Below are 17,465 nucleotides of genomic sequence, written 5' to 3'. Positions count from 1 at the left end.
CGCTCCGCGCGTCATCGCCTATGTGCGGAGCATGCGCGGCACCTTCGAGACTACGCTGGAGCTGTGGACACTCAGCCCAGGGCTTATCTGGGCCGCACTGCCTCAAACGGCCTCAACCCACCCTGTGGAATCACGAAGACCTCGATCCGGCGATTCTGAGCTGGATCACTGCTCACCGGCCGCTGATCGGCATAGCCCATCACGCCGACACGGCTGGCAGGAGCGCCTGCGTTGACCAGCAAGTCCTTGACTGCGATCGCGCGGTGTACGGACAAATGCCAGTTGGTCGGGTGTTTCGCCAAGGTCTCTGGCCGGGTAATCGGGCTATTGTCCGTGTGACCGACGACAATCGCTTCGTACCCCTCGAGTTCGCGGAGTGCCAGGAGACCCGCAAGTTCTGTCAGTGGGGCACCGGCGTCGCTGCGCACCTCGGCACTGCCGGCATCGAACAATCGATCGTTTGCGAAACTGACGGCACCGCGGCCAGGGTCGTAAGCGACACGTCCGCTGAAACGCTGCACGAATGCGGCGAGGGCATTGTCGATGACCGGCGGCAGTGTGGAGGTCGGCACGGCGGGGCGCGCAAGCTCTGCGACGGCCTGCTGCTGCACGAGGACCGCCAGATCCTCCTTGTCACGTTCCAGGTCGCGGATGCGGCTACTGAGACTGCCGACCTCGGCCCGCGCGGTATTGAGCGTATCTTCAGCGTGTGCCAATTGGCGGGTCAGTTCGGTACCGCGCGCATCAGATTGGGCGAGGCGCGCGGCGAGATCATCGCGCTGTTCGGTCACCTTCCGCAACTCGAATTCAAGCTCGCGTTGCCGCTGCTCGGCGGCGCACCCGGTCAGCAGCAGGCCAACCGTCAGAAGCATGGCGACCGAAACGGAACGGTGCAGCATACGAGCTCTCCTCATGAAGTGGACAAGCGGCGCTGTGCGCAGGCCGCCACCGGCACCTGGGGAGTGCGTGTCGCAGCGCGCGACGGCAAACCCCCGGTGAGGTTAACGGCGACGCGGAGCAAAGGCCCGGCCGAGCAGCCAGCCGATGACAATCGCGAGGCCCACGACACCGATCGACCCGCCGAGCAGTGCCCAGAACATCGTGCCGCTCGCGAGGGCAGTCGCGAAGCCGGGGGTAAAACCCTGCAGCGCGCTGGCCACGATGATGTGGGCGAATGCCGCGAGCACCAGTCCGCCTGCGAGTACACCGCCGAAGATCCCTTCGGTCGGATCGCCAGTTGCGACGATGACCGGCTGCACCACTTCGCCGGCGTCCGCCTCCGCCAAGGGTTCTGGCTTGGGTACCTCGCGCCGCGGGGGAGGCGTGGGCGCCACGGGCTCTGCTTCCGCCGGGGCTTCATCTTCGCCGGACCAGATTTCGTCGAGAATCTCGGCACCGAGTGCGGTATCGTCCGCCTCGCGCGTCAGGTCGAGCAGGCCTGAGCCGCTGCCGGCACCTTCTAGTGAAATCTGGTCGGATGCGCCTGTGGTAATCTGCGTCTTGGCCATCGGGTCGGCATCGATCTCGAGCTCGTCGTCGTCGAAAACTCCGATGCCGCTCTTGGTAATGACGGTGTCTTCCTTTTTCTTGCTGCTGGCTTCGTCTGCAGAGTCGTCACCGAGCGGCTCCAGACCGATGATGCTGGTGCCGCCCCCGGCCTCGCCGATGCTGGGAAGTCCATCGTCGTCGCCACTGTCCTGGGCCGGTTCGAGCTCAATCTCGCCGGAATCCTCGAGACTCAACAGTTCGCCTGAATCGCCTGATCCCGCGAGTCGTTTGATGTCGTCGGATTTGAAGTAAACCTTGCCCCCGTCACGGAACTCGCGAAGCTCGCCCGCCCGCACGAGCGCTTTCACGTCGTCCGCGGTTTTGCCGAGCTTCTCGCAGACCTCTTCAATCGAGTAGAACGGCTTGCTGGCCATCAACGAAACTCCTCGGGAGCGGTTCCTGCTGCTAGACGCACACCGCGCGTCACGGTGCCGACGGGCGACTTTCCGACGGATCTTCCGCCGGATCGAGCGCGGCGCCACCGGGCTGCGCCCGCTGCTGATTCACCAGTTGCTGCACCATCCGGAAGTCCGGAGCAGCACAGTTAAAATCCTGTAAATAGCGATCGTACATCCACGTGCGCGCGGCGATCAACCGCAGCTTACGGGTGCCGGCGACATCATCGAAAGCGTAGCACCAAAGCGTGCCCTGGTCGATATCCAGCATGAAAAGTCCGAACTGGTCCCGGGCGAGCGGGCCCGTGAAGGCGTACACACCGCGAGCGCCAGCCATCGGTTGCCCCTGGGCCAGCGCGGATACCGGCAGGGGGGCGGTCCGCTGCCAAACGCCGACTGCGATCACACCGAGAAGGAAGGCGATGACCCACTGTGCGAGTCCCCGTCGCGTCGGGTGGGCACTGGTGGTCGTAGCGACTTCGGTCATGGCTGGCTTGCTCGTCGGGATCCGTGGCGATCCGAGGGTCGAACTCAAATCCTCGCCCATCCGCTGGATGCTAGCCCCCGTGTGCGGGGCGTGCAAGACCGGTCTGCCGGTCAATCATTTGCGGCGCGGATCCGTGTTTCTGCCGTTCACGGAGAAAGGGTGGATCCTTTCTTGCCACTCGGCGGAATTTTCCCCTGCCGCGACGACGGGTGGCCGTCGCGCTCTGGCGTGCTGCGTTCTGTGACCGTATAATGTTGCCCCATTGTGAGACTTAGGGTGACGATGGTTCAACGTGACGCTGTGGCGGGAGTCTGACTACCCTCACGGTGTCACGACAAGGCTGTTTGGAGTACCTCGGGAGAGTGGAACGCAGCCCCGCGGCGCGTTCCCGCAAAGGCCCAGTTGGATCGGGACGCCAGACGCGCACGAGTTCATCATACCTTCATCATCATTCATCGTGTGCGCCAAGCGACTCAGTGCTGAAAGGGCTGTTGCTCACGGGATCCGGCGTGGTGCGGGGCCGGTGTTGCTGTAGAACGCATAGTCCGAGGTCTGTTCCGTTGGCCGCCTGCCATCGCGCCCGTGTTCGGGGCGCGTACGCTTCACGCGCCGCCTGCGATTTGAAAGGCGGAATTCATCATGTTCAGCGCGTGTACGGCCTTGCTGGCGCAAGGGGGGCTTCTTGACGGGAAGGTGATTGGCTACCTGCTGGGAGCGGTTGTCGGTGGCGGGGCGGTGTTGGCCTTCCAGATGATCATGTTCCGGCGCGAACGGGCGGAACGTGAGAAAGCCGCCCACCAATTGCTGGAAGATGCGCAGCAGCGTGCCAACGACCGGATACGGGCGGCCGAGGTGGAGGGGGAAAAACTCGCACTCGATGCCATGCAACGGTTCGAGCGCGAAACTGCCGAAACCCGGAACGAACTCCGACAGATCGAACGCCGGCTGGAAAAAAGAGAAGACACCCTGGTCAAGAAGGAGGATGTGCTCACCACCAAGGAGCGCAAAATCGAGGTCGAACAGGGCCGGGTTGCGGAGCAGGCCAAGCAGGTGGCGGTGCAACTGGCGGAGGCCGAGGCACTCGCGGCCCGGCAACGGGAGGAACTTCTGCGCATCGCCCGCCTCACTGCTGACGAAGCCCGCGCCCTCTGCCTCAAGCGGATCGAGCAGGATGTCGAACATGAGGCCGGGCAACTGGTCGATCGCATTATCTCCGAGGCCGAGGACAACGGGAAGGAGAGGGCCCGCTACATCACGATCTCGGCCATTCAGCGCTACGCGGCGGAGCACACCTGCGAGACGACCGTAGCGGCCGTGGATGTGCCCTCGGATGAAATGAAAGGCCGTGTCATCGGCCGCGAAGGCCGCAACATCCGGGCGTTTGAGAAGGCGACCGGTGTGACCGTGATCGTGGACGACACGCCCGGAATCGTGCAGATCTCTTGTTTCGACCCGGTACGAAAGGAGATTGCCCGCCTTGCGCTCGATCGCCTGATTCGCGACGGCCGCATTCATCCGACCCGGATCGAGGAGATCGTGGCCGAGTTGACCAAGGAGGTTGAACAGCGCATCTCCGTTGCGGGCAAAGAGGCGGCCGCCACCGCCAATCTGCACGGCATCAACAAGAAGATTCTCGACGTGATGGGGCGGCTCCAGTATCGCACGAGCTACGGCCAGAACGTGCTGAAACACAGCGTGGAAGTCGCCTACATTTGCGGGTTGATGGCGGATGAGTTGGGGCTCGACGGTGCCTTGGCACGGCGCTGCGGCTTCCTGCATGATATAGGCAAGGCGCTGGGTCATGAGCAGGAGGGGGCCCATACCAAAGTCGGTTACGACTTCGTGCGGCGGCTCAACGAGCGGCCGGAGGTCCTTAACGCGATTCTCGGCCACCACGGTGACGTGGCCGCAACCTCCCCGTACACGCCGTTGGTGACGGCCGCGGATGCGATCAGTGCCGCCCGGCCGGGTGGGCGCCGCGAGTCGATCGAGCGCTACATCAAGCGCCTGCAGGAACTGGAACAGATCGCAACCTCGTTTGCAGGCGTGCGACAGGCCTATGCCATTGAAGCGGGGCGTGAGGTGCGCGTCATCGTGGATGCGGATCGCGTGAACGACCGCTCATCGCTGAAATTGGCTCGCGACGTCGCCTTGAAAATCGAGCAGGACATCGGGCAATTCCCCGGCGAGATCAAAGTGACCGTTTTGCGCGAGGTACGTGCCACGGAATACGCGATCAGCGGGCGGCACCGCAATGGCGACCGCATCGAGTACGAGTACTCGAGTGATGATCTCGAAGCGGAAGAGGCCGAGACGCCGGCCGCCGATCCGGCCCCGGAAGAAGCCACCGAGTCCTGATCCGCTGGCCGAGGCGCTGCGCACCAGGTTGCCGACTGCCAACCGCGCTGCGAAAATCGGTTCTACTCAAACCGTGACGCTCGTGTTGCGGTGTTGTTGCCAGGATGAGGAGCGGAGTCCATCGTGACGCAGTATTTCCCCGAGATCGGCCGTATCGTGTACGAGGGGCCGGATTCGCGTAACCCACTTGCGTTCAAGCACTACCAGCCGGACGAAATCATTGCGGGCAAGCCGATGCGGGCGCACCTGCGCTTCGCAGTGTGCTACTGGCACACGTTTCAGGGGCTGGGTGGTGATCCATTTGGACCGGGGTCGATCCTCCGTGACTATCACCGCGGCAGCGACCCGCTGGCGATAGCCGAACAAACGCTGCGGGCGGCGTTCGAATTCTTCACAAAGCTCGGCGTCGAGTTCTGGTGCTTTCATGATCGCGATATTGCGCCGGAGGCCGACACCCTCATCGAGACAAACAAGCGCCTCGACCGGATCGTCAAGCTCGCCGGGCAGTTGCAGAACGACCACAACGTCAAGTTACTCTGGGGCACGACGAATGCCTTTTCTCACCGGCGGTTCATGGCCGGGGCCGCGACCAACCCCAATCCGGCGATTTTCGCGTATGCCGCGGCGCAGGTGAAAAAGGCGATGGAGTGCACGCATGCCCTGGGGGGGGCGGGCTACGTCTTCTGGGGGGGGCGTGAGGGCTATGACACGCTGCTCAACACCGATCTGAAACGCGAGTTGGATCACCTCGGCCGCTTTCTCCAGATGGCGGTCGACTATCGTAAGACACTGGGTTTCAGCGGTCAGCTCTACATCGAGCCGAAGCCCAAGGAACCGACCAAGCATCAGTACGACTTTGATGCCGGAAACTGCCATGCCTTCCTGCAAAAGTACGGCTTGGCGGGTGATTTCAAGCTCAACATCGAGGCGAATCACGCAACGCTGGCGGGCCACACGTTCCAGCATGAACTCGAGTACGCGGTGGCGAATGGCCTGCTGGGGTCGGTGGACGCCAACCGGGGCGACCTGTTGCTAGGATGGGACACGGATCAGTTCCCGACCGACTTGTATGACACGGCTTTGGCGATGTACACGATTCTCAAGGGCGGGGGCTTCGAAACCGGCGGTCTGAATTTCGACGCCAAAGTGCGACGGCAATCCATCGATCCTGTCGACCTGTTCCATGCCCATATTGGTGCCATGGACGCCTTTGCGAGGGGTTTGAAAATCGCGGCACGGATGCTTTCCGACGGCTACTTCTCGGACCATGTGCGACAACGGTATGTCGGTTGGGACAGCGGCCTCGGGGAGAAGATCGAGCGCGGTGCGATCGGTTTTGCCGAGTTGGAGCAGTACACCCTGCAACATGGTGAACCTCCGGTTGTCAGCGGGCGCCAGGAACTGCTCGAAAACATGCTGAATGAGTACATTCGCTAGTGTCTGGATCGCGTCCCTGCTACGTCCGTTTTTTAGAGTTGTTTCCTGTGACCCGAACCCGTAGACTGATCCTACCGGGTTAGCGGGCCTGCCGATCCATCGGGTGCAATGTGCGAGGGGCGCGACTCCCGACTTGTGCCGGTGTGGAAGCAGGGTTGCCGCTCCGGGGGTGGGTGCTTTGGGTGCAGCCGCCGGTGGTCCTAGCAAGTTCGTGTAGTGGGTCTCAAGAGGAGGAGTTCTAAGATGCGTGGAAACTGGCAGTGGGCTGGCGTGGCAGCCCTGTTTCTGGGTACGTACGCCGCGGTCGCAACAGCGGGTCCGACCGTGATTTTTTCTAACATTCAGACGTCTCCGACATCGGATGTGCCGGGCCTGCCCGGCGAGAAGTTCCGTACGGGTACGGGCAACATGTTCGAGCGGCCGTACCTGAGTCCGGATGGTTCGCGGTGGATCTTCCGAGCGCGTTTGGAGGGTGCCGCGCTCACCGCTGACGAGATCATCGTGGTCGGTGGGGGCACCAATGGTGCGGGTGCCAACGTGGTGTTGCGGGAGGGGACGGCGACCTTCTTCGACGGCAGCATCAACTGGAACACGATTGATTCCGCGATGGGTATCAACGATTCCGGCAGTTTCGCCTTCACCGCGGATACGACGGCTGCGACCACCATGGATGATGTGGTGGTGCGCTGGAGCGGTGGCGGGTGGGAGCTGATCGCCCGCGAAGGCAGCCCGATTCCCGGCCACCCCGATAGTCTTTCCTGGGGTTCGGCGAACGACTCCATCCACATTCTTGCGAATGGCGACGTGCGTTTCCGTTCGGCTACGCTGCCGGGTGCGACCACGCAGCAGTTGCTGTGGAACGCGGTGGATCTCAACAACGGCACACTGATTGCGCAAACCGACGTGACGGTACCGGCCGGCCAGCTTGTGCCGCCGCCGCAGACGATCGACCTCCTGACGGCCAACCGGTTCCGTTCGGATGCGACGGGTGCGAACTTCATCTACCACGGTGACCTCAACGGCCCCACCACGACGGACCTGTTCATCATCGTGAATCGCGATGTCGTGGCGCAGGAAGGTGTACCTCTGCCCAACTCCGGTTTTGCTGAGAACGTCTCCACCTTCAGCGCTGACAACGGCAGCCAGCAGATCTCACCGTACAATGGCCACTACATCTTCCGCGGTTCAAACCAGGGCACCAACGCGGACTGGGTGTATCTCGATGGCCAGGTTGTGGCGACGAAAGGCGCCCCGATCTTTCCCGGCGCGACGGAGGTCTGGGATGATGCCCGGTATGCCCCCGGGTATTTCCTCAACGTAGTCAACAGTCATGGCGACTTTGTGATCGGCGGACTGACAAACAGTCCTGACGACACCCGGGACGCGGTGCTGGTCTACAACAACGAGTTCGTGCTGGTACGCGAAGGTGATCCGGTCGACGTTTCTGGCAACGGTCTCTTCGACGACGACGCCTACATCCGCGTTTTCAATAACGATGATGCCGTGCTCACGGATGACGGCTGGTTCTACTTCACGGCGGACCTGCAGAATGGCGCCGGGCAGAGCATTGGCCAGGCGTACCTGGTGCTGCTGGTGCCCGAGCCGACGGCGATGATGCTGCTTGGATTCGCGGGTGTGCTGATCCGCCGCCGCTAGTTACAGCACTTGGGTTTCATGGGATCGTCGGCGCGCGCAGGGGCGCGCGCCGACGGTCGCATTGCAATCAACGGCTCACGCCCCTGGCGCGAGCGCGATTCGTGTGTGGGGAGATGTGATGCTGAAGCAGGTTGCGTGCGTGCGGGAGTTTGTGGTACTGCTCGTTCTGTTGGGATCATCGCTCGCGCCGGCGCAGGAGTCACCGGAAGGCGCCGGTGGTGATTCGCCCCCGAAATACGTCGATCCCGCCGTCTTCCTCGGACGCGGGCCGGCCGATGGCCTTGAACTGGCGCCGAATTGTCTGCCGAATATTCTGCTTACCGGCTATTGGCCACCCACGAACGAGATGTTGCGCCAGTTCAGCAAGAACCTGGCGCAAAATCCCGGCGGTTGGGTGGGGGAGAACTGGGAAGGGCGCGGTTACAACATCTACGCCTTTTTCCCCGAGTTCCCAGGCGGCACCGGTGTGAATCCCAAGGGCGACGGGGATTTCGAAGTTGATTACCAGGTCACGTCCAACCACTGGTGGCCGCTCGTGGAGAAGCTGCGCCCCACGGCCCTCATCACGTTCAGTCGCGCCAACACCGTAAACGGCTGGGAAATGGAAGGGGGGAACCGAACGTATCCCTCGGCTTCCTGGACCGCCGATTACCTTGTGCCGCTGCGCCCCACACCGGAACTGCCGATCTACAACGAACCCGCGCTGAATGTACGCTGGTCGAGTCTGCCGATGAATCTGATCGTCGCGGAGGTCAGCGCTTCCGGTGCCAACGTCGCGCCGTTCATCGAGCCAATCGACAGCAGCCGCTTCCTGTCGAATTACATCGGCTATCACGGGAACTGGTACCGCGACCTGTTTGCCGACCCCCTGGACCCGTACCGCTGCTATGCGGCCGGACACATCCACGTCGGTGCCAGCACGCAATTGGCCGCAGCCGTGCTGGCGACGGAGGTCACCGTGCGGACACTGATCGCGCATGTGGACGGATTGCGGCCGGCCCCGGGCGATCTGGATCGCAACGGCATGGTGGAGTTTTCGGACCTGGAGCGTCTGATTGCCGTATGGTTTGGCCCGGATCAACCGCGTCCTGACGAGGCAGATGAATATGATTTCCGCGCAGCAGATGTGAACGGCGATTGCGATGTCGATCTGGCCGACTTGGCTCTCGTGCAAGCGGTGTTTACCGGACCTTGACTCGGTCAGGGGCGGTAACGGATGAGGGGGCATGATAGGTTGAGCGCACCCCCGCGCGCGTTCCGATATTTCCATCAGGAGTCTGGCAGGCCGGCGCCGTTCGCGCTGTCGCCGCCGGTGCTTCGTGGTGGAGATGGATGGGCGACGTACTCGACCAGAGCGAGATTGATGCGCTGCTTGCTTCCGTAGCGCAGGAAGGGGTGGCGGCGCCCGCCCGCGCCGTCGAAACCGCGGCGCTCTTTCCCGAAACTCCGACGCGTCTTGACGTCAGCACTTACGACTTCAAGCGGCCGGAGCGCGTCAGTAAGGATCATATCCGTGCGCTCGGGTCGATCCACGACGGCTTCGCCCGCAACTTCGGGGCGACACTCTCGGGCTTCCTGAGAACGATCATCGACGTCCGCGTGGTGGGTGTGGAACAACTGACGTACAGCGAGTTCATTCACTCGTTGCCGAATCCGACCTGCTTCGTGATCATGCATGCCCCGCCGCTTGAAGGGCAGATGTGCGTCGAGATCAGCCCGCTGATCGTCTACCCCATCATCGACCGCCTGCTCGGTGGCAACAGTGCCGAGATGTTCATCCCCCAGCGGCCGCTGACGGCGATCGAGTGGCGGCTCATGCGGCGGCTGATCAACAAGGCGCTGGAGCACCTCTCCGAGGTTTGGAAAAACCTGGTCGATGCGAACTTCGATGTCGTGGAAACGGAGAGCAATCCGCAACTGGTTCACATCGTCGCGCCCACCGAGGTGGTGGTCTTCATCACGTTCGAAATCAAGATGGGGCAGTGTGCGGGAACCATGAGCATCTGTATCCCGTTCAATACGATTGAGTCGGTGCTCAGCAAGCTCACGACGCAGTCCTGGTTCGGTTACACGCGCAAGTCGTCGAGCGAATCGGTGCGCAAGCGGATTGTCCGCAACCTGACGCATTCGAAGGTTGGTCTCACCACCTACCTCGGACGTGCCCAGATCACGCTGAGTGATCTGCAGTCGCTGCGGCCGGGGGATATCATCCAGCTTGAGAAGCACGTGCAACAGGATCTCATTCTACGGGTCGAGGGGAAGAACAAGTTCGCGGGCAAGGCCGGGCAACTCCGCGGGCGCCGCGCCCTGCGTATCACGCGGACGGCCGAGGCCGACGAAGTGCTCTAACCGGCCGCGGTCAGCCCTTACGTTGTGAGGGTCGAGACGGGCCCACGGTGGGAAAGCCACTGGGTGTACAAGGTCTGGAGGGCGACGTAGAAGTAGCCGACCACGAAGATCGCGAGGAAGGGGAGGGCCATCGAGACGCGGTCAACCCAGTGCTCGAAGAAGAACACCGCCACGAAACAGCCGAGCAGGTAGAAACCCATGCCGATCTCGGCCCACGCCCGCCAGGTACTGCGAATTCGCAGGCCGCGCAGCCGACTCCGCCATGCCCCATTCTGGATACTTGCATCTCCGAATTTCGGCGTCCGAACGAACTCCCCGGTACGACCGAAAAAGCCATCCAGGGCTGCAAGCGCATTGTTGAAAGCGATGCCGATACCGACCGCCATCAAGGCGGGTACGAACGTGAGCGTGCGCCACCAGCTTCGCAGCAGCGCCGTCTGACTGACGAGGTAGAAGGCGATGGTGGAACCGAAGCCGATCAGAAACAGAGCCAGTTCAAACCAAAGGACCCACGGGCTTGGTGGACGGTCGAGTACGACCTTGCCAAGCAGGGCCGGACCGATCAGCAGACTCAACAGCACGACCAGAATGTAGGCCACACCGCTGGTGAGATGGAAGCAGGCCTCGAGCTTGACCCGCCACGGCAGGGTACTGCGCAGGACGCGCGGCAGGAGTTTCACGCAGGTCTGTGCGCCACCCTTGGTCCAGCGGTGCTGCTGTGCCTTGAAGGCGTTCATTTCCGGGGGAAGCTCGGCCGGTGCTGTCAAGGCAGGCAGAAAGACGAACTGCCAGCCGCGGAGCTGTGCGCGGTAGGACAGATCAAGGTCTTCCGTCAGTGTGTCGTGCTGCCAGCCGCCGGCGTCGGCGATCGCGGTTTTACGCCAGATACCGGCCGTGCCGTTGAAGCTCATGTACCGTCCGGTGCGATTGCGGGCGGTGTGCTCGATCACGAAGTGCCCGTCGAGCAGGATGGCCTGCGCCTGGGTCAGGGCGGAGAGATCGCGGTTGAGATGATCCCAGCGGGTCTGCACCATGCCGATGCGTGGATCGGTGAAGTACTCGATCGTGTCGCGCAGGATGTTTGGAGGCGGCAGGAAATCGGCGTCGAAGATGGCGATGAAGTCGCCGGTGGCGGTGGCGGTGGCGGCTTCGAGCGCGCCGGCTTTGTAGCCCGTGCGGTCGGTGCGATGCAGGTACACGATGTTGTACCCGGCGGCCTTCAGCCGCGCGACTGCGTCGGCGGCAATCACCCGGGTATCATCCGTCGAGTCGTCGAGAACCTGGATTTGCAGGCGATCCCGGGGATAGTCGAGTGCTGTCGCGGCGGCGATGATGCGCTCGGCCACGTACTGCTCATTGAACATGGGGAGTTGTACGGTGACGGGTGGAAGTTCGGCGAAACGCCCCGCCGGCTGAGGAGCTTGTCGGCGAACGCTCCAGTACAGCAGCACCAGGAAGTAACGGTGCGCACCGTACACGCAGATCAGCGTCAGAACCGCCAGATAAGCGGCGATGGAGAATTCGGCCAGCGTTTCCGTCTGCATCGAACCAGTCACCCGAACCCGGGCACGTTGCACACAAGTTTCGTGGTGCCCGGCAAACAGGGAATCGTAAATCCGACCCGCGCGCGGGTCAAATCCCGGGAGTCGGGCGGTTACAGGTACGTCGTATCAGGATAGTATGCGCGTCTGCGCGCGGTGGCGCGCGGTTGTGTCGCTGCCCGTCGAGAGGAGCAACCCATCGTGAGTGATAGTGTTTCAGCCCGGAACGATACGGAATGGCGGCGGCGGCGCTCGGAGACCATTGCAGCGTTCGCCGGCGAGTTCCTGCGTGGCCCGAACCAGGAGTTGTTCGAGCAGATGCTGGTCACGCTGACGCGCCTGGCGCGCGAAGATGCCGAGCGCGGCGACGTGATGCTCCTGACCAAAGCGCTCTCCGAGCTGCGCTATGCATTGAAGACCTTCGTCCCTTATCGTGCCATTCGCAAGGTCAGCATCTTCGGCTCGGCGCGCACCCCCGAACACCACCCCGATTACCAGTCGGCCGTGGCCTTCAGCCGGCGCATGAGCGAGGTGGGTTGGATGGTGATCACCGGGGCGGGGGACGGCATCATGAAGGCCGGCCATGGTGGGGCAGGGCGTGAAGCGAGTTTCGGCGTCGCGATCAGTCTGCCCTTTGAGCAGAAGACGAACACCATCATCGCGGACGACGCGAAGCTCATGAACTTCCGCTATTTCTTCACGCGCAAGCTGATGTTCATGAAGGAATCCTCGGCGGTGGCCCTCTACCCGGGCGGCTTTGGCACGCAGGATGAGGGCTTTGAGGCCCTGACCCTGATTCAGACCGGTAAAGCGCCTATCGTTCCGATCGTCATGGTTGAGCAGCCCGGCGGCACCTATTGGCTCCAGTGGCGGGCGTACGTGAAGAGCGAGCTGCTCGGCGCCGGCATGATCAGTCCCGAAGACATGTACCTGTTCCGAATCACCGACGATGTCGACGTAGCCGTCCGCGAGGTGACTGATTTTTATCGTGTGTACCACTCCATGCGGTATGTCGGGGACGACCTCGTACTGCGGTTGCAATACCCGCCGTCGACGGACCTGCTGACCCGTCTGAACGACGAATTCGGCCAGATCCTGACCGGTGGGCGTATTACGAGTTCGCCCCCGCTCTCCCAGGAGGGCGGCGAACTGCCCGAACTCGCCCGTGTCTGCCTGCGGTTTGACCGACGGAGTTGCGGGCGGTTGCGCCGTCTCATCGACCTGCTCAACACTGCACCGCCGCCACCGGGGTGGCAGGCCCCACCGCGAACGCTCGTGGCCGTACCGACGGACCTCGCCGGCGAGGAAACGCCGAAAAAATAGGGATTTTCTCGCCTCGAAGTACAAAACCCTCTTGACGTCTGCGCCGTTCTGCGACAAAACAGTGCTACGCGGTTTGCGGCGGACGTGGTCGTCCGCACGTGCTGCGGTGAACGGCATCCAGCGCAATCATGCGCAGCGCCACGGCTCGTTCACCGCGTGCCCGGCAGCCCGCGGACGGAATTCTGGGATTCCGGCCGGCTTGCGCCGGCCGTCACCCCGCTGGAGGCAGAACGTCCATGGCAAAGGCAGCGAAGAAGGCGGCCAAGCCGGCCGCCGCCAAGTCGGTCACCAAGGCCCGCACCAAGTCGGAGATCTATGCCCACCTCGCCGAAACCGCCGGCTTGACTCGCAAGCAGGTTGCTGGCGTCTTCGACGAGATGGCCGGCCTGATCCGCAAGGATCTTGGCAAGGGTCCCGGTGTCTTTACCGTCCCCGGTCTGATGAAGATCACCGTACAGAAGCGTCCTGCCGTCAAAGCCCACACCAAACCCGATCCATTCCACCCGGGCGAGATGATGCAGGTCAAGGCCAAGCCGGCCCGCAAGGTCGTCAAGGTCCGTCCGCTCAAGAACCTGAAGGAAATGGTCTAGCCAGATTCGGGCCACTCGCCCCGTCCGGGCCGCGGCCCAGCTGACCTACAACGCGACAGCCGGTGATGCCATGCCACGCAGGCGGCGTCACCGGCTGTTGTCTTGTACGGTTACGCCCGACGCCGCTTGGAGCTTGGGCGGCGCTGCGCACGCTGGGCAAGTTCGTCCCGCAGGCGGGCTGCTTCTTCGAAGTCCTCGCGCTCGATCGCCTCGTCGAGTTGCTCCCGCAACGTGTGCGTGATGCCGTAGTTGTGTCTCAGGCGCAGACTCATGGTCCGCAGGTACCGCAGCCCGGCGTCCCCCTCGCGTTGCTCATGCTCGTAACCAAGGTCCGCTAGCAGTTGCTCCAGCCGCGCTGCCCCCGTATCGGCCACTTCCACCGCTTCCTCGTAGCGGCCTTCCACCACGCGCAACTGGGCTCGTAGCCGCGCGCTATCAAACAGTAGTGTCGGCCGCATGCTGGGATGCAAATCCTGATCGTGCCGCCCGCAGCGCCCCAGCAGTCGCAGGATCGCCAGGCAAGTGCGGATGTCGCCGAGTGCGCCACGCATGAAGCGGCGCGCCTTGCCTTCACGCCCCTCGTCCAGCGCGCGCTCGGCCGCCGCGGAGAAGGCCATCCGCCGGTAATTGAACTGGAGCAATTCCCGTTCCAGGGCGCGCCAGTGCTCTTCCGCCGGCCGTTGGCGGTTTTGCAGGGCACGCGCGATGTAGGCCCGGACCGTGGGGGAATCTTGGTAACGCTCTCCGTCAGGTCGTCCGGCAGTGAACATCTGCAGGACGCCGAGGTCAACGCGCAATTGCAGCAGGCGCGCACCGTCCCGACCGCCGACCGCCCGGGCACGCAGCTCGCCCGTCGGGCAGTTCCAACCGGTGATGAGATCGTCGAGGTCGAGCGTCATTGCGTCTCCGGGCACTCGGCGAGTGCTGTCCGGCAGATCGGCCGCGGGCGGCGGGATCTGGAATAGGAGCATGGTGTCCGGTAATGGCATTGGCCGGTTCACGCTGTCGGCGCGGGCAGAGATTGCCAGGCCCGCGAAGGGCTTCTCGCAACAGCGAAATCTCGCGCCAGTGGAAGCAGCAGCGCTTGCAACCGCGTGCTTCATCTGTCTGCAATATGAGATGTGCATGGCGCCTTGTCGATTTGATGCGCGCGGATCGTGGGTTCAGCGAGCTGCCGGCGCCGCGAAGCTACATGAGCAGGCCGTTTGACATTTCAAGCATTCATGCGTTTTTGCGCTTTTTATTGGCATTTGCGACGATTGCATGTTAGACTGAGAATTACCGGTGGGCACTCGGGGAAACGCCAGCGGGGCGACGCCAGCGGGGCGACGCCAGCGGGGCGACGCCAGCAGGGCGCGAGCCGGGCCCACTAGGCGCTGCAAAAGGGGTATCAAGATGCTCAGCATGCTGGTCGGTGTGATGGCCGCGCTGTATGCACAGTCAGCGGATGCACCCGCAACCAGTGCAGTTGCTCCGGTCGCCCCGCCGCGCTATGCGGACGTGCTGCTCACGCTCCCCGTACGTGTTGTACGCGTGCAGCGCGCGGCGGCCGCGAGCGATGCACGCATCGGTATTCACATTCCCGTGCCCGAGGCCCGCCAGGTCGTGTTCCGCTACCTCCGGCAGAAGCCCGTAATGATCATGAATCTGGAGAGTGATGATGCGAATGATCGGCCGCAGGTGATGCTTCGGACCCTGGGGGGTGTGACGCTCGAGGGTGGCGCGGTCGTGGGAGCGCAGGGGCGGGAGCATTTGCGCATCGGCGATCTGGTCGAACATGGGGCGGTACAGAATGCCACGGGGCACGAAATCAGGGTCATGCTCTCCGACGGATCGCTGGTGCAGCTCGGGCCGCGGCACGCGTTCTACATCGGCGCGGATTTCTACGGCATCGTGCGCCACCCCGCCGATGCCGGGATGGTTGAAGGGGAGCGACTTGAAGGGCCGGTACCCGACGCGGAGACGCATACCGTGGTCTGCGTGTGCGTCTGCATGGACGAGGGCGGGCAGCATCAGCAGGAGCACACGTTCCCCTGCGGGCCGCCCTGTTATCCGAGTGGAAATCAGTGCTTGGGGCTCGACCAGATGGACTGCGTGATCGTTACGCCGGACGGCCGCAATATTCCCGGCAAACTACACAACTGCGCGGAACGCGTCGTGCCGATCGAATAGCCGCGTGGGTTGGGGGTGCGGCCTTGATGTGGCAAGGTATCCCGGTGGGCTCGCGAGTGTGCGTGCCCACCGGGCCCCTTGGATGCGGGGGTGGGTGTTACGAGCTCTTCAATTCCGTAACGATGCCGCTGACCATTTTCTTCGCGTCCCCGAACAGCATGACCGCGTTGTCGAGGAAGAAGAGCGGATTCTCGATCCCGGCAAAACCGGGATTCAGACTGCGCTTGCAGACCATCACGGTGCGGGCCCGGTCGACATCGAAGATCGGCATGCCGGCGATCTGGCTGTCCGGGCGCCGCGCATCGGGATTCACGACGTCGTTCGCCCCGATGATGAGCGCCACGTCGCACTGTTCCATCTCACTGTTCAGATCGAGGTCGGCGAGCTGCTCGTAGGGCACGTTCGCCTCCGCCAGCAGCACGTTCATGTGGCCCGGCATGCGTCCCGCGACCGGATGCACGCCGAAACGCACGTCACAACCGCGCTTCTGAAGCTGCTGAGCCAGCTCTGCCACGGCATGCTGGGCCTGGGCCACGGCCATCCCGTAGCCCGGGATAATGAAGACCTTCTGAGCGGCTTCCAAGACCATGGCCGCCTCTTCCGCATCCATCTGGCGGACGGTCTTGCCCTCCACTGAGGTTCCACCGACGCCCGCCGTTTCCTGCCCAAAGCCGCCCGCGAGCACCGCCAGCAGTTTGCGGTTCATCGCCTTGCACATGATCTGCGTCAGGATCAAGCCCGCAGCGCCCACCAGCGAACCGCTGATGATCAGACCCACGTTACCCAGCACGAAGCCGGCCGCGCAGGCCGCCAGGCCGGAGTAGGAGTTGAGGAGCGAGACGACCACGGGCATGTCGGCCCCGCCGATCGGGATCGTGAGCAGTACACCGAGCACGGTCGCCAGCAGAATCAACAGCACCACCGCCCACGCCGCGCCGGGGTTCAGGGCGACGACGACGCCCAGCGTGATTGCGGCCACCAACAGGACGAAGTTGAGCGCGTGCTGCAGGGGGAAGGTCAGCGGGTTGCCGAGTTTCAGGTAGGCCTTCCACTCCAGTACGCCCTTCTTGTTGACCTCCTTGCCATGCCACCAGAGGGGAATCCATTTCCCGGAGAGCTTGCCCCAGGCGACGAGACTGCCGGTCGTCGTCACCATGCCGATCAAGACCGCGAAACCGATGCTGATCGACGCATCCAATGCCTGTGCACCCGGGGAGCGCCAGTACTCGGCAATCGCGACGACGGCCGACGCCAATCCGCCCGAACCATTGAACAGCGCAACCATTTCCGGCAGCGCGGTAGTCGGCACGCGCAGCGCCGCAACGGTGCCGATGAGTGCCCCGACGACAAGTCCCGCAACGATCGTCACGTAACCGATTTGGCCCATGAACGCCAGGGTGACCACCACCGCGAGCAACATACCTAGTGCCGCGACGAGGTTCCCGCGCCGTGCCGTCCGGGGCGACGACAGCATCTTCAGTCCGAAGACGAACAGCAGCGCCGCCAGCAGGTAGAAGAGGTCCATCACGAAGACGGCCTCGTCGCTCAGCTTGTGTGGGCTTGTCGCGGCCGGAGTCGTCGGCGCTGTGGTGGAGTGCTCGTGCGTGGC

At 63.3% G+C, this 17,465-nt stretch carries 14 protein-coding genes; 8 read left to right on the top strand and 6 right to left on the bottom strand.

Annotation, left to right across the window (positions count from 1 at the left end):
• Positions 1 to 83: 83 nt before the first annotated feature.
• The 3 genes from IPM18_12665 to IPM18_12655 all read right to left on the bottom strand — a co-directional run bounded on the left by IPM18_12665 (position 84) and on the right by IPM18_12655 (position 2,430).
• Positions 84 to 899, bottom strand: a complete 816-nt coding sequence (locus IPM18_12665) for an OmpA family protein (GenBank protein MBK9120435.1) — start codon at positions 897 to 899, stop codon at positions 84 to 86.
• A 102-nt stretch (positions 900 to 1,001) separates the two neighbouring features.
• On the bottom strand, positions 1,002 to 1,922 hold the full coding sequence (locus IPM18_12660) for a helix-turn-helix domain-containing protein (protein ID MBK9120434.1): 921 nt from the start codon (positions 1,920 to 1,922) through the stop codon (positions 1,002 to 1,004).
• Between the two features lie 49 nt (positions 1,923 to 1,971).
• Positions 1,972 to 2,430 (bottom strand): hypothetical protein, encoded by a 459-nt coding sequence (locus tag IPM18_12655; protein ID MBK9120433.1) that lies wholly within the window; start codon positions 2,428 to 2,430, stop codon positions 1,972 to 1,974.
• Between the two features lie 639 nt (positions 2,431 to 3,069).
• Between IPM18_12655 and rny the strand changes: the two genes are divergently transcribed.
• The 5 genes from rny to fliM all read left to right on the top strand — a co-directional run bounded on the left by rny (position 3,070) and on the right by fliM (position 10,230).
• Complete coding sequence (gene rny / locus IPM18_12650) at positions 3,070 to 4,788, top strand: ribonuclease Y (protein ID MBK9120432.1); 1,719 nt, start codon at positions 3,070 to 3,072, stop codon at positions 4,786 to 4,788.
• Between the two features lie 123 nt (positions 4,789 to 4,911).
• Positions 4,912 to 6,225 (top strand): xylose isomerase, encoded by a 1,314-nt coding sequence (gene xylA / locus IPM18_12645; protein ID MBK9120431.1) that lies wholly within the window; start codon positions 4,912 to 4,914, stop codon positions 6,223 to 6,225.
• A gap of 243 nt (positions 6,226 to 6,468) precedes the next feature.
• Positions 6,469 to 7,881: a PEP-CTERM sorting domain-containing protein gene (locus IPM18_12640; protein ID MBK9120430.1), complete on the top strand. Its 1,413-nt coding sequence runs from the start codon at positions 6,469 to 6,471 to the stop codon at positions 7,879 to 7,881.
• Positions 7,882 to 7,999: 118 nt separating this feature from the next.
• The gene (locus IPM18_12635) at positions 8,000 to 9,076 is read left to right on the top strand and encodes a hypothetical protein (protein ID MBK9120429.1); all 1,077 of its coding nucleotides are present in this window, start codon (positions 8,000 to 8,002) and stop codon (positions 9,074 to 9,076) included.
• 137 nt (positions 9,077 to 9,213) lie between these two features.
• Positions 9,214 to 10,230, top strand: coding sequence for a flagellar motor switch protein FliM (gene fliM, locus IPM18_12630; GenBank protein MBK9120428.1), 1,017 nt, complete (start codon positions 9,214 to 9,216; stop codon positions 10,228 to 10,230).
• A 17-nt stretch (positions 10,231 to 10,247) separates the two neighbouring features.
• Here the strand turns inward: fliM and IPM18_12625 are convergent, their stop codons facing one another.
• Positions 10,248 to 11,774, bottom strand: coding sequence for a glycosyltransferase (locus IPM18_12625; GenBank protein MBK9120427.1), 1,527 nt, complete (start codon positions 11,772 to 11,774; stop codon positions 10,248 to 10,250).
• Positions 11,775 to 11,972: 198 nt separating this feature from the next.
• Here IPM18_12625 and IPM18_12620 point away from each other — a divergent pair, with 198 nt between their 5' ends.
• The gene (locus IPM18_12620) at positions 11,973 to 13,094 is read left to right on the top strand and encodes an LOG family protein (GenBank protein MBK9120426.1); all 1,122 of its coding nucleotides are present in this window, start codon (positions 11,973 to 11,975) and stop codon (positions 13,092 to 13,094) included.
• Between the two features lie 236 nt (positions 13,095 to 13,330).
• Positions 13,331 to 13,684: an HU family DNA-binding protein gene (locus tag IPM18_12615; protein MBK9120425.1), complete on the top strand. Its 354-nt coding sequence runs from the start codon at positions 13,331 to 13,333 to the stop codon at positions 13,682 to 13,684.
• 110 nt (positions 13,685 to 13,794) lie between these two features.
• Here the strand turns inward: IPM18_12615 and IPM18_12610 are convergent, their stop codons facing one another.
• Positions 13,795 to 14,583, bottom strand: coding sequence for a UvrB/UvrC motif-containing protein (locus IPM18_12610; protein MBK9120424.1), 789 nt, complete (start codon positions 14,581 to 14,583; stop codon positions 13,795 to 13,797).
• Positions 14,584 to 15,079: 496 nt separating this feature from the next.
• On the opposite strand from IPM18_12610, the gene IPM18_12605 reads away from it, so the two are divergent.
• Entirely contained in the window at positions 15,080 to 15,856 is a 777-nt protein-coding gene (locus IPM18_12605; GenBank protein ID MBK9120423.1) for a hypothetical protein, read from the top strand.
• A gap of 97 nt (positions 15,857 to 15,953) precedes the next feature.
• Here the strand turns inward: IPM18_12605 and IPM18_12600 are convergent, their stop codons facing one another.
• Positions 15,954 to 17,381, bottom strand: coding sequence for an NAD(P)(+) transhydrogenase (Re/Si-specific) subunit beta (locus IPM18_12600; protein MBK9120422.1), 1,428 nt, complete (start codon positions 17,379 to 17,381; stop codon positions 15,954 to 15,956).
• Positions 17,382 to 17,465: the final 84 nt, after the last annotated feature.

The organism is Phycisphaerales bacterium (assembly GCA_016716475.1).
Classification (GTDB): Bacteria; Planctomycetota; Phycisphaerae; order UBA1845; family Fen-1342; genus JADJWG01.
Note: the sequence above shows the minus strand (reverse complement) of the source record. Positions and strands in the feature narration are given on the sequence as shown.

Coding starts and splice junctions, on each gene's coding strand:
- IPM18_12665 (MBK9120435.1), bottom strand. CDS start 899: ATGCTGCACCGTTCCGTTTCGGTCGCCATGCTTCTGACGGTTGGCCTG.
- IPM18_12660 (MBK9120434.1), bottom strand. CDS start 1,922: ATGGCCAGCAAGCCGTTCTACTCGATTGAAGAGGTCTGCGAGAAGCTC.
- IPM18_12655 (MBK9120433.1), bottom strand. CDS start 2,430: ATGACCGAAGTCGCTACGACCACCAGTGCCCACCCGACGCGACGGGGA.
- rny (MBK9120432.1), top strand. CDS start 3,070: ATGTTCAGCGCGTGTACGGCCTTGCTGGCGCAAGGGGGGCTTCTTGAC.
- IPM18_12640 (MBK9120430.1), top strand. CDS start 6,469: ATGCGTGGAAACTGGCAGTGGGCTGGCGTGGCAGCCCTGTTTCTGGGT.
- IPM18_12635 (MBK9120429.1), top strand. CDS start 8,000: ATGCTGAAGCAGGTTGCGTGCGTGCGGGAGTTTGTGGTACTGCTCGTT.
- fliM (MBK9120428.1), top strand. CDS start 9,214: ATGGGCGACGTACTCGACCAGAGCGAGATTGATGCGCTGCTTGCTTCC.
- IPM18_12625 (MBK9120427.1), bottom strand. CDS start 11,774: ATGCAGACGGAAACGCTGGCCGAATTCTCCATCGCCGCTTATCTGGCG.
- IPM18_12615 (MBK9120425.1), top strand. CDS start 13,331: ATGGCAAAGGCAGCGAAGAAGGCGGCCAAGCCGGCCGCCGCCAAGTCG.
- IPM18_12610 (MBK9120424.1), bottom strand. CDS start 14,583: ATGACGCTCGACCTCGACGATCTCATCACCGGTTGGAACTGCCCGACG.
- IPM18_12605 (MBK9120423.1), top strand. CDS start 15,080: ATGCTCAGCATGCTGGTCGGTGTGATGGCCGCGCTGTATGCACAGTCA.
- IPM18_12600 (MBK9120422.1), bottom strand. CDS start 17,381: ATGGACCTCTTCTACCTGCTGGCGGCGCTGCTGTTCGTCTTCGGACTG.